The organism is Paraburkholderia sp. PAMB 6770, from assembly GCF_057748135.1.
On the sequence record NZ_CM173239.1, the window covers coordinates 63,421 to 75,431 of the forward strand.

Here is a 12,011-nt window from a genome sequence, read left to right on the forward strand (position 1 = left end):
GGAAACAGATGGAAAGTATATGGAAAACCCATTTTCGCTTGCCGACGCTGAGCTGAAGGCGCGCGCCCGCGCGATCCGCAAACGGATCTGCATGATGAACGCCGCGGCGCGCAGCGGCCATACAGGGGGCGACATGTCGGAGGTCGACATTCTCGTGGCGCTGTATTTCCGCGTGATGCGCTATCGCGCCGATCCGCTCGCGTGGCACGACGAGTTCGTGCTCAGCAAGGGCCACGGCGTGGGCGGCCTGTATTGCTGCTTCGCGGAGCTCGGCTGGCTGGCCGATGCCGAACTGACGGGCTACCTGCGCGATCATTCGCGTCTGCCCGGCCATCCGGTGCGCCAGAAGCTGCCGGGCTACGTGACGGTGAACACCGGCGCACTCGGCCACGGCTTGCCGATCGCGGCGGGCCTCGCGCTTGCGAAGCGCCGCCGCGCCGCCGGCACGCCGGCGCCCGGGCGCGTGTTCGTGCTGACCGGCGACGGCGAACTGGAGGAAGGCTCGAACTGGGAAGCGCTGATGGCCGCCAGCCATTTCGGGCTCGACAACCTCGTCGTCATCGTCGACCGCAACCATCTGCAGCTCGCGGACACGACGAAGAAGATCATGGATCTCGAGCCGCTCGATCAGAAGTTCGCCGCATTCGGGATGGAAGTGCACGAAACGAACGGAAATGATCCGTTTCAAATTTCGAGACTAATAGAAAAAATGGATTTCCATAATGGAAAGCCAAAGGCCGTGATCGCACAAACGGTGAAAGGCCGCGGCGTGTCGTTCATGGAGAATGTCGCCGCGTGGCATCACAAGTATCCGAACGAGGACGAGCTCGCGCTCGCATTGAAGGAGCTCGACCATGCATGAAGCAGCGGACCTGCGCGACGGCGTCGTCGGCGCGCTCGTGGAACTGGCCGACGCGGGCGCCGACGTGGTCGTGATGGTGAGCGATTCGACATCGACCGCGAAGATCGGCGCGTTCCAGTCGCGTCATGAGGACCGCGTGATCAACGTCGGCATTGCCGAGCAGAACATGGTCGGCATGGCGGCCGGCATGGCGCTCGGCGGGCACGTCGTGTTCACCGCGAACGCGGCGCCGTTCCTCGTCGCTCGCGCGAACGAGCAGGTGAAGAACGATATCTGCTATAGCCGGACCAACGTGAAGATGCTCGGACTGAACGCGGGCGTCGCCTACGGCCCGCTCGCGTCGACGCACCATGCAATCGACGACGTGTCGATCATGAGCGGGCTCGGCAACGTGCAGATTTTTGCGCCGTGCGACGCGCCCGAAGCTGCGCAGATCGTGCGCTACGCGGCGGGTATCGACGGTCCGGTGTACATCCGGCTCGACAACGCGAAATTCCCGGTGCTGCACGACGCCGAGTACGCGTTCGCGCCGGGCCAGCCCGACGTCTTGCTGCACGGACGCCCGAGCAGCGACGCCGGTGGGCGGCGCGTCGCGCTCGTCGCACTCGGCTCGGTGGTCGGCGAAGCGTTCGCCGCGTGCCAGGCGCTCGAGACGCACGGCATCGCGCCGACGCTCGTGAACCTGTCGTCGATCCGGCCGCTCGATACCGACCGGCTCGTCGAGATTCTCTGCGCGCACGACGACATCGTGACCGTCGAGGAGCATTCGCTGCATGGCGGCATCGGCGCGCTCGTCGCCGTGCAGCTCGCGCGGCGCGGCATTGCGCGGCGGCTGCGCATGCTCGGCGTCACGGAAGGCGAATTCGCCACTTACGGCACGCGCGCCGGCATCCGCCGTCACTACGGCATCGACGCGCAGGGCATCGAGCGCGCGGTGCTCGACATGGCCGGCGCGCCCCGCCCGTGAGCCGCAACGCCTATTACGACGCCCATCACGAATCAGTCAGGAGACACGCATGACAACCCAGTACGACATGTCGCTGAAGCACGGCGTCGATTTCGCGTTCCGGCTCGACGGCCAGGTGGCCGTCGTCGCGGGCGGTCTCGGCGGGATCGCGATGGCGACCAACGCAGCATTGATCGCGAAGGGCGCCCGCGTGGCGATCCTGTATCCGCGCTTCGAAGAGGAGAAAGTCGCGGCCGCACTCGAGATACTCGGGCCGTCGCACGCGGCGGCGTTCGCATGCGACGTGGGCAACGAAGCGGACGTCGCCGCGGCGATCGAAGCAGCGGCCGCGCGTTTCGGCGCGCTGCATCTGCTCGTCAACGCGGCCGGCACGATCACGCTCACGCGCGCCGAGGACATCACGCTCGACGAATGGCGCCGCCAGATCGACGTGAACCTGACCGGCCCGTTCCTGTGCGCGAAGCATTTTGCGCGGCACGTGTTTGCACGCGGGCACCGGGCGAAGATCATCAACATCGCGTCGCAGGCGGCCAGCGTCGCGATCGACCAGCATTGCGCGTACACGTCGGCGAAGGCCGGGCTGATCGGCATGACCAAAGTGCTCGCGAAGGAATGGAGCCGTCGCGGCATCACCGTCAATACGGTGTCGCCGACCGTCGTGCTCACGCCGATGGGCGCGGCCGCATGGGATGGCGAAAAAGGCGAGCGGATGAAGGATCAGATTCCGGTCGGCCGCTTCGCCTATACCGACGAGATCGCCGCGGCGATCGTGTTTCTCGCATCGAACGGCGCGGACATGATCAGCGGCGCCGACCTGATGATCGACGGCGGCTACACGATTTACTGAGCCCCGCCGGCGCCCCGCATGAGTGCGCCCATCACGCCATAACAGGAGACGACCCGTGAGCAAGTCCATCGAAAACAGCGCTGAATTGCCGGAGCGCGAACCATTGCGGCCGGAGCCGAGCGCGGCGGCGGCGCGTGCGTCGCATCGCGCGCGGCTTACGTTGCTGCTCGAACAGGGGCCGCTGATCAGCCTGGTGTTCCTGTGCGTCGTGATTTCGCTGCTGACGCCCTCGTTCCTGTCGCTGCGCAACCTGCTGAACGTGCTCGACCAGATCACCGTGCTCGGCATCATGGCGCTCGGCATGACCGCGGTGATCATCATCGGCGGCATCGACCTGTCGGTGGGCTCGGTGCTCGGGCTCGGCATGATGGTGATGGGCTGGCTCGCGAACAACGCGGGGCTGTCCTTCGCGATCGCGATTCCGGCGAGCATCGCGGTGGCCGCCTTGTGCGGCCTCGTGTCGGGGTTGCTGAACGTCGTCGTGCGGCTGCCTGCGTTCATCGCGACGCTCGCGATGATGTCGATTGCGCGCGGGCTCGCGAACCTGATTACCAACGGCGAGCAGATCGTCGGCTATCCGGACTGGTTCACCGCGCTGTCGATCGACCGCCATTTCGGCTTTCTGTCGCTCACGGTCGCGCTGTTCGTCGCGCTGATGGTCGTCGGCTTCGTGATCCTGAAGTATCGCGCCGCCGGGCGCAGCCTGTATGCGATCGGCGGCAGCGCCGAAGTCGCGCGCCTCGCGGGCATCAAGGTGCGCGCGACGACCGTCGCGGTCTACACGCTGTGCGGTGCGCTCTCGGGCGTCGCGGGTGTCGTGCTTGCCAGCCGCCTCGACTCGTCGCAGCCGAGCGCGGGCACCGGTTACGAACTCGACACGATCGCCGCCGTGGTGATCGGCGGCGCGAGTCTCGTCGGCGGCACCGGCTCGGTGGTCGGCACAGCATTCGGTGTACTGACGATCGGTGTGCTGCGCAACGGCCTGAACCTGATCGGCGTTTCCCCGTTCATCCAGCAGATCGTGATCGGCATGGTGATCGTGCTCGCGGTCGGCGCCGATACGCTGCGCCGGCGCAGCGCGGCGTAGCGTCGCGCGGCGCTTCGGGACCGGCTTCACCCCTCGGTTCGACCGGCAACCAGGCAACAACCAGAAACAACCAGGCAATAACCAGAAACCACCAGGAGACACACATGAATCGACGCTTCGCCTGTTCCTCCCTTCTTGCAGTGGCTGCTTCGCTCGGCTTCGCGTTCGCGTCGCCCGCCGCGTCGGCAGCCGGCACGGTCACCATCGGCCTTGCGGTTGCCAACCTGCAGGCCGACTTCTTCAACCAGATCAAGCAGTCCGTCGAAGCCTACGCGAAAGAGAAGGGCGTGAACGTGATCACCGTCGACGCGAAGGGCGACGCCGCGACACAGGTGAACCAGGTGCAGGATCTGCTCACCCGCAAGATCAATGCGCTCATCTACATTCCGGCGGGCGCCACGGCTGCCGGTGTGCCGGTGCGCGCGGCGAAGGCCGCGGGCGTGCCGGTGATCGCGGTGGACCGCAATCCGCCGGATGCGCCGGGCGACACCTTCATCGCGACCGACAGCGTGGCCGCGGCGAAGCAGCTCGGCAACTGGATCGTGAAGCAGACGAAGGGGCATGCCGTCCTCGCGGAGCTGCAGGGCCAGCTTGGCACGACGCCGGAGCTTGCGCGCGAAAAAGGCTTCACGGAAGCGATCTCGAAGGCGCCCGGCATCAAGGTGGTCGCGCGTCAACCGGCCGACTGGGCGCAGGACAAGGGCTTCGCGGTCGCGCAGGACATGCTGCAGCGCAATCCGGACATCAACGTGATCTTCGGACACGCGGATGCGATGGCGCTCGGCGCGGCGCAGGCGGTGAAGATTTCGAACCTCGGGCACAAGGTGCTGATCGCCGGCTTCGACGGCGACATCGCCGGGCTGAAGGCGGTGCGCGACGGCGTGATCGACGTGACGATGACGCAGCAGACGCAGCGCATGGGACGCATGGCCGTCGACTCGGCGCTCGCGCTGATCGCGAAGAAGCCGGTGCCGGCGCAGCAACTGCTGCCGGCCACGCTGACGACGAAGGCGAACGTCGGGCCGTTCATCACGCATCATCCCTGAGCCGTCCGCGCATGCAGAACCGGGACGACCGGCCCTGGGCCCGGTCGATCCCGCCACCTTGGAGCGAATCATGACATCGAGCGCCACGGCAACCTCCGACGCCGGCGAGCCCATCCGGGATATCGCGCACAGCGGGCTGATCGTGCGCGGCGTCGGCAAGACCTTCAGCCGCAACGTCGTGCTCGGCGGCATCGATCTGGACGTGCGGCCCGGCACCGTGGTCGCGCTGCTGGGCGAGAACGGCGCGGGCAAGTCCACGCTGTCGTCGATCATCGCCGGTGCGCTGCAGCCCGATCCGGGCGCGCGCATGGCATGGGCGGGCAAGCCGTATGCGCCGCAGTCGCCACGCGACGCGCTTGCGGCGGGGATCGGGCTGATCCATCAGGAAACGCGGCTGCTGCCGGATCTGTCGATTGCGGAAAACGTGTTCGTCGGGCGGCTGCCGACGAAGCACGGCAAGATCGACCGCGCCGACATGGCGCGCCGCGCGGAGGAGCAATTGCGCCGGCTCGGCCTCGATGTGCCGGCGACGCGCGTCGTGCGCACGTTGCGCGTCGCGGCGCAGCAGCAGGTCGAGATCGCGAAGGCGCTCACGCTCGACGCGCGCCTGCTGATTCTCGACGAACCGACCGCCGCGCTCGGCGGCGCGGAAACCGACCGGCTGTTCGAGCAGATTGCGGCGCTGCGCGCGCAGGGCGTGTCGTTCATCTACATCAGTCATCGGCTTGACGAGATCGCTCGGATTGCCGATCGCGTGGTCGTGCTGCGCGACGGCCGGCTGATCGCGAGCCACGAAAACGGCAGCGTGCCTGTCAGGACGCTGATCGAGCAGATGGTCGGGCGCAACGTCGAGCGCATTTTTCCGCGCTTTGCCGCGCCGCGCGACACGGCGATGCTCGACGTCCGCTCGCTCACGTCGGCCGAAGGTGCGTTCCATGACGTGTCGTTTACGGTGCGGGCGGGCGAGGTGTTCGGCATCGCCGGTATCGTCGGCGCGGGGCGCACGGAACTCGTGCGCGCGATTGCGGGGGCGGACCCGGTGGCGGGCGGCAGCGTGTCGGTCGGCGGCGACGTGCTGCATCTGAACGGCCCGGCGGACGCGATACGCGCGGGCCTCGTGCTGGTGCCCGAGGACCGCAAGGCGCAAGGCGTCGTGCTCGATCATTCGATCGAGGACAATCTGGCGTACGGCAGCCTCGACCGGCTCGGCCGCGGCGGCTGGATGCAGCCGCAGCAGGTGCGCGAGTTCGCCGACGCGCTGATTCACCGGCTTGGCGTGAAGGGGCGGCCGCAGCAGCGCGCAGGCAGCCTGTCGGGCGGCAACCAGCAGAAGGTCGTGCTTGCCAAGTGGCTCGCGCGCGAGCCGAAGGTCGTGATTCTCGACGAGCCGACGCGCGGCATCGACGTCGGTGCGCGCGCCGCGATCTACGAGGTGATTGCGAAGCTTGCCGCGAGCGGTGTCGCCGTGGTGGTCGTCAGCTCGGATCTCGACGAGGTGCTCGGCCTGTCGCATCGTGTGATGGTGCTCGCGCGCGGACGTTGCCAGGGCGTGCTGTCGCGCGAAGAGGCAAGCGACGTGCGCGTGATGGAGCTTGCCACCGCCTGAGCGACCGGCGCCGCGCATTCTGCGCGAAGCGCGCCGGACAAGGTATTTTCCTGGGATGTCGAAACATGCAATACGTGCTGGCCATCGATCAGGGGACGAGCGGAACGAAGGCGCTGATCTTCGACGCACTCGGCCATGTCCATGCAAAAGCGTTCACGCCGGTCGGCAGCGCGCATCCGCGCGCGGGCTTCGTCGAGCAGGATGCGCAGGCGCTGTGGGGTTCGGTGCGCGACGCGGTCGCGCAATGCGTTGCGAACTTCGGCGGCGAGGCCGCGCAGCTGGCCGGCGTGTGCGTGTCCAATCAGCGCGAAACGGCGGTCGTCTGGAACGGGGCCGGCGAGCCGCTTGCGCCGGCGGTGTCCTGGCAGTGCCAGCGGTCGCTGCCCGTGTGCGAACGGCTGCGTGCCGAGGGGCTGTCCGCGACCATCGCGCAGCGCACTGGCTTGCTGATCGACCCGTATTTCTCCGCGTCGAAGCTGATCTGGCTGCGCGAGAACGACGCGCGCGTGCGCGCCGCGATCGACGCGGGCGACGCGTACTTCGGCACCGTCGACACGTGGCTGCTCTACCGGCTCACGCGCGGCGCGGCCTATCTGACCGACTACACGAACGCCTCGCGCACGATGCTGTTCAACCTGCACGCGCTCGACTGGGACCGCGAACTGATCGCGCGCTTCGGGCTGGACGGCCTGCATTTGCCGGACGTGCGGCCGTCGGCGGCGGAGTTCGGCTGGACCGACTTCGACGGGCTGCTGCCGAACGCGTTGCCGGTTGTCGCGATGATCGGCGACTCGCACGCGGCCGCGGTCGGCGAAGGCTGTCTCGCGCCGGGGCTGGCGAAGGCGACGATGGGCACCGGTTCGTCGCTGATGATGAACGTCGGCGCGCGCGCGCAGCCGCCGATCGACGGCCTCGTGTCGACGCTGTGCTTCGGCGCGGGCGAGCGCGTCGATCATGCGCTGGAGGGCATCGTGATCAGCGCGGGTTCGACGCCGGCATGGCTGAAGGACAAGCTGGGCCTGTTCGACGATTTCGCGGCCGCCGAGCACGCATTCAGCACGTTCGACAACGGCGGCGTGTATCTGATTCCGGCGTTTTCCGGCATCGGTTGCCCGCACTGGAAGTATCCGGGCGGCGCGCAGATCGTCGGGCTCGACTTTTCGACGTCGTGGCAACACGTCGCGCGCGCGGCGTACGAATCGATCATCTATCAGATCAAGGACGTGATCACGGTGATGGAGCGCGCGGCCCGCTTGCCGCTGCGCGAACTCTTTCTCGACGGCGGACTCGTGCAGCGGCCGTTCCTGCTGCAGTACCTCGCCGATACGCTCGACCGGCCGGTGAGCACGCTGGAGCTGACCGAAATCTCGGCGGCCGGCGCGGCGACGCTCGGCGCGTGGCAACTCGGCCTGATCGGCGACATCGGCGCGCATCGCGCGCAGCGCACGGTGCTGCGCCGCGTGGAGCCCGGCGGCGGGCGCGCGCAGGCGGCGGACAACCACGCGCAGTGGCTGCGCTGGATCGAACGGCTCTAGCCTCGTCAGCACCTCGAACTGGAAGCAACGAAGAAGGAGATCGACATGAAACGTTTTGAGCAGAAGGTGGTGGTGATTACCGGCGGCAGCCGCGGTATCGGCCTCGGAATCGCCGGGCGCTTCGCGCGCGAAGGGGCGAAGGTGTGCGTGTCGGCGAACGAGAAGGCCGTCTTCGATGCGGCCGCGCAGCTGCGCGATGCGGGTTTCGATGCGCTCGGCGTCGAAACCGACGTGACCGACCGGCATGCCGTGAAAGCGCTGTACGAGGAGGTGGCCGCGAAGCTCGGCGAAGTCGACGTGTCGGTGCAGAACGCGGGCGTCATCACGATCGCGAAGCTGCAGGACCTGAGCGAGGCCGAATGGGACAAGGTGCTCGCGGTCAACACGAAGGGCGTGTTCCTGTGCTGCCAGGAGGCCGCCACGCGGATGCTCGCCGCCGGCAAGACCGGGCGGCTGATCAACACGGCGTCGGGACAGGCGCGCCAGGGCTTCATCTATACGCCGCACTACGCGGCCAGCAAGTTCGGCGTGGTCGGCATCACGCAAAGCCTGGCGAAGGAACTGGCGGCGACCGGCATCACGGTCAATGCGTTCTGTCCGGGCATCATCACGACCGACATGTGGTCGTATAACGACGAAGCGTGGGGCAAGCTGCTCGGCCACTACAAGCCGGGCGAACTGATGGCGCAATGGGTCGACGCCATTCCGATGAAGCGGGCCGGCACCGGCGCGGATGTCGCGGGCCTCGTGACCTTTCTCGCATCGGACGACGCCGCTTACATCACGGGGCAGACGATCAACGTCGACGGCGGCATGTTCATGTCGTGAGGCATGCCGACGGCGCTCGCGGTCCGCAGGCTGTGCGCCCGCCGACGGCCGGCGGGGCGGCCGTCCCGATCGCCCGCATCGCAGGACAGTGACGCAGTGCAACGCGCGCATGGCACAATCGCCGGATCGAAGAATGAGAAAGGAACCGGGTGCCCATGAAATTCAGCCACGCCATCCCTGTGCTTGCGACGCGCGCGACCCGTATCGCGTGCGGCGGCGCCGGACTTGCGCTTGCCGCGCTGCTCGGCGCTTGCAGCAGCAGCCCGCCGCTGTTTCTGCCGGACGGTCGTCCGACGGTTCTGGTGCAATGTCCGGTGGGCTCCGACTCGTGCGCGCAGCAGGCGCGCGCCAATTGCGGTGGCCAGTATCAGACTGTCAGGCAGTCGGGCAACAACGGCACGATGAGCCTGATCTACGCCTGTCCGTCCGCCAGCCAGTGAGTGACGCCGATGGGGGCGGCGGCGGTCCCGCCCCCCGGCTGTCATGCTCCTTTCGCGCGTCTCTTTTTCTCCGCAAACGGGCCGGCTATTTCGCGTCGATTCCCGGGCGCGCGATGGTCCCAACGCAATGCCAGTCCGATTATTCATTGCGAATTGCATAATCCCGTCGGCGCTAAAAGAAATCCGTTGTCGCACACAACAGACTTAATGTCGTGATAATCTGCCGCGCGCGTCAGATGCCCCGCCAACTTGATGCAGAACGAATTCACCGGCTTGGGTGCGGCGGCTAACGGAACGCGTCGCATTTTGCGACTAATGTCAGATTGAAGCGCTTTCCCGCGCGCGACCCGGCCGGACGTCCGGAAAACGGACGGAACACGACCCATGCGGCCCATTATCTGGGCCGCGCACAACGATAAAAGCGGGATCAGGCGGCACTTTGCACGTTTCGAATCGTGGGTACTGCGTTCAATCCGGGGAAGCAATGGATCACTATCAACTCGAACGAGACATCGAGCATCTGGAGCGCGTCATTTCGCATATCTCCGCTGCCGATCGTATTCCGCTCGCTTATTGGCGTAATCGTGTCAATTCGGTGTCGGGCGGCGTGCTGGTGCCGTCGCAGGCGAGCCGCGTCAAGCGGCTCAACGACGCGCTCAGCGCCCTCGAAGCCCGCGCAGGCTCGCCTGGCCGGCGCTGAGCATCGGACTTTGCCGGGCCGGGACTATCGATGCAACGATCAGGTTTTTCGCTGGCGCGGCTTGCGCGCCTGACAGCGGCGATGCAAGGCTATGTCGAGCGCGCCGAGGTTGCGGGCGTCGTGACGCTCGCGTGGCGGCGCGGCGAAATCGGCCATTTCGAGGCGCTCGGCTGGCGCGACGACGCCGAGCGCCTGCCGATGCAGCGCGACACCCTGTTTCGCATTGCGTCGATGACCAAGCCGGTCACGAGCGCGGCCATCCTGATGCTTGCCGAAGAGGACCAGCTCGCACTCGATGCGCCGGTGGCCCAGTGGCTGCCGGAACTGGCTGCGCCGCGCGTGCTGCGCGACCCGGCCGGCGCGCTCGAGCACACCGAGCCCGCGCGCGCGCCGGTCACGGTGCTCGACCTGCTGACGCACCGCGCCGGCTACGCGTATCACTTCACCGCGGCGGGCCCGCTTGCGCAGGCGTACGAGGCCGTGTTCAACGGTTTCGAGTCGAAGGCGGACAACGCGACGTGGCTCGCGCGCGTCGCGACGCTGCCGCTGATGTTCCACCCGGGGACACGCTGGCATTACGGCATCGCTACCGACATCCTCGGCGTGCTGATCCAGCGCGTCAGCGGGATGGCACTCGGCGACTTTTTCCGCACCCGCATTTTTGCGCCGCTCGGCATGCGCGATACCGCGTTCTGGCTGCCGGCGGACCAGTTGCCGCGCCTCGCGACGGCCTACAGTATCGATCCCGCCACGCGCCGGCGGGTGGTCGACGACCGTCCGCCCGCGAGCCGCTGGGCCAATCCGCAGCGTTTTCAGGGCGGCGGCGGCGGGCTGGTGTCGAGCGCCGCGGACTATCTGCAGTTTGCGCGGATGCTGCTCGGCCGCGGCCGGGTTGGCGAGGTCCGGCTGCTGTCGCACCGCTCGGTCGACCTGATGCGCTCGAACTTCCTGAGCCGCGACCAGCGGCGCGCGCCCGCATTCGGCCACATCGTCTGGGCGGGCCAGGGTTTCGGACTCGGCTTGTCGGTCGTCGACGATCCGGCGCAGCAGCTTGCGCTCGGCTATCGCTCGACGGGGTCGTTCGGCTGGCCGGGCGCGTACGGGACCAGCTGGTTCGGCGACCCGGTCGAGGACATGATCGGCCTGATGCTGATCCAGCGGCGCGCGCTCGAACCGTTTGCGATGCCGGTGGAATTCGAAAGGAGGCTCTACGACGCGATCGACGACTGAGCATGCGCGCGCTATCCGGCACTTTTTCGGTCTGATAGGGTCACAATGCTGTCGTTCAAATTTGTCGGAGAGACCTTACATGGCCACCTACAAGCAGTTGACAGTCCAGCTCGAAAAACTCCACAAGGAAGTCGCCGTCGCGCGCGACCGGGAGATCAAACAGGCCATTGCCGAAATCAGGGAAAAGATCGCCGAGTATGCGATCACGGCCGAAGAACTCGGTTTTTCGAGCAAGAGCGCGAGAGCGAAGAAAAAGCCGCTGCCGCCGAAATACCGCAATCCGAAGACCGGCGAGACGTGGAGCGGCCGCGGCCGCGCGCCCGCATGGCTGAATGGCAAGAATCGCGACCGTTTCCTGATCGCCGACTGACGCGCGGCGGCCGGCGCATGCCTCGCCGGGCGGCACAGCGCGCCTGCGGTGGTGCGCCGCCGCAACGCTCCCGAAAATCCTCACCTTTCGTGCTTGCCGCGGCGTTTTGTGCGCCCGTGGCTCTCCGATTCCCCGTCGCGCGTCCCGGCCGTCCTGCGGGCTTTTGCATGCTGCGCGCGCCGCATCGCTCCTCCTGAGCCGAGACGCCTGCTACGCGGCGGCCCGGCGCCTGCAGCCTTCGGATCATCTCCAGGTCGTTGATTCAAAAGCGTTTGTTGCGGACGCGAAAACCGTGATAGGGCGCCTTGGCCGATGTCCGGGTTCCCCGTGGCGCGGCCGGGTGCCCGCGCGCGACGGGGTTGCGCGTTCGCGGCATGGCGCGCGAGCATCCCGCGGGCCGGATGTATCGGCTCGCGGCTCCCGAAAATCCTCACCTTGAACCGGCGCCGGCGCCCGCCGGATCGGCGCGCCCAGGACAAACCCGGAGTTGAGT

12 protein-coding genes are annotated in these 12,011 nt (G+C 67.3%); all 12 read left to right on the plus strand.

Annotated elements, in window-relative coordinates; genetic code table 11:
* Positions 1–19: 19 nt before the first annotated feature.
* The 12 genes from AC3AP7_RS17865 (at position 20) to AC3AP7_RS17920 (ending at position 11,518) form a co-directional block, all read left to right on the plus strand.
* Complete coding sequence (locus tag AC3AP7_RS17865) at positions 20–862, plus strand: transketolase (RefSeq protein ID WP_487363920.1); 843 nt, start codon at positions 20–22, stop codon at positions 860–862.
* A complete protein-coding gene (locus AC3AP7_RS17870; protein WP_487363921.1) occupies positions 855–1,829 on the plus strand; it encodes a transketolase family protein in 975 nt (324 codons plus the stop codon). The genes AC3AP7_RS17865 and AC3AP7_RS17870 overlap by 8 nt, the downstream gene beginning before the upstream one ends.
* A gap of 49 nt (positions 1,830–1,878) precedes the next feature.
* Complete coding sequence (locus tag AC3AP7_RS17875) at positions 1,879–2,676, plus strand: GolD/DthD family dehydrogenase (RefSeq protein WP_487363922.1); 798 nt, start codon at positions 1,879–1,881, stop codon at positions 2,674–2,676.
* Positions 2,677–2,731: 55 nt separating this feature from the next.
* Positions 2,732–3,763, plus strand: coding sequence for an ABC transporter permease (locus AC3AP7_RS17880; RefSeq protein WP_487363923.1), 1,032 nt, complete (start codon positions 2,732–2,734; stop codon positions 3,761–3,763).
* 104 nt (positions 3,764–3,867) lie between these two features.
* Positions 3,868–4,809 (plus strand): substrate-binding domain-containing protein, encoded by a 942-nt coding sequence (locus AC3AP7_RS17885; protein WP_487363924.1) that lies wholly within the window; start codon positions 3,868–3,870, stop codon positions 4,807–4,809.
* Positions 4,810–4,879: 70 nt separating this feature from the next.
* Positions 4,880–6,415, plus strand: coding sequence for a sugar ABC transporter ATP-binding protein (locus tag AC3AP7_RS17890; RefSeq protein WP_487363925.1), 1,536 nt, complete (start codon positions 4,880–4,882; stop codon positions 6,413–6,415).
* Between the two features lie 65 nt (positions 6,416–6,480).
* Positions 6,481–7,950, plus strand: coding sequence for an FGGY family carbohydrate kinase (locus AC3AP7_RS17895; protein WP_487363926.1), 1,470 nt, complete (start codon positions 6,481–6,483; stop codon positions 7,948–7,950).
* 45 nt (positions 7,951–7,995) lie between these two features.
* Entirely contained in the window at positions 7,996–8,778 is a 783-nt protein-coding gene (locus AC3AP7_RS17900) for an SDR family oxidoreductase (RefSeq protein ID WP_487363927.1), read from the plus strand.
* A gap of 155 nt (positions 8,779–8,933) precedes the next feature.
* Positions 8,934–9,218, plus strand: coding sequence for a hypothetical protein (locus tag AC3AP7_RS17905; RefSeq protein ID WP_487363928.1), 285 nt, complete (start codon positions 8,934–8,936; stop codon positions 9,216–9,218).
* A gap of 484 nt (positions 9,219–9,702) precedes the next feature.
* Positions 9,703–9,918: a hypothetical protein gene (locus AC3AP7_RS17910; RefSeq protein ID WP_487363929.1), complete on the plus strand. Its 216-nt coding sequence runs from the start codon at positions 9,703–9,705 to the stop codon at positions 9,916–9,918.
* A 30-nt stretch (positions 9,919–9,948) separates the two neighbouring features.
* Positions 9,949–11,148, plus strand: coding sequence for a serine hydrolase domain-containing protein (locus AC3AP7_RS17915; protein ID WP_487363930.1), 1,200 nt, complete (start codon positions 9,949–9,951; stop codon positions 11,146–11,148).
* A gap of 79 nt (positions 11,149–11,227) precedes the next feature.
* A complete protein-coding gene (locus tag AC3AP7_RS17920; RefSeq protein WP_487363931.1) occupies positions 11,228–11,518 on the plus strand; it encodes an H-NS histone family protein in 291 nt (96 codons plus the stop codon).
* Positions 11,519–12,011: the final 493 nt, after the last annotated feature.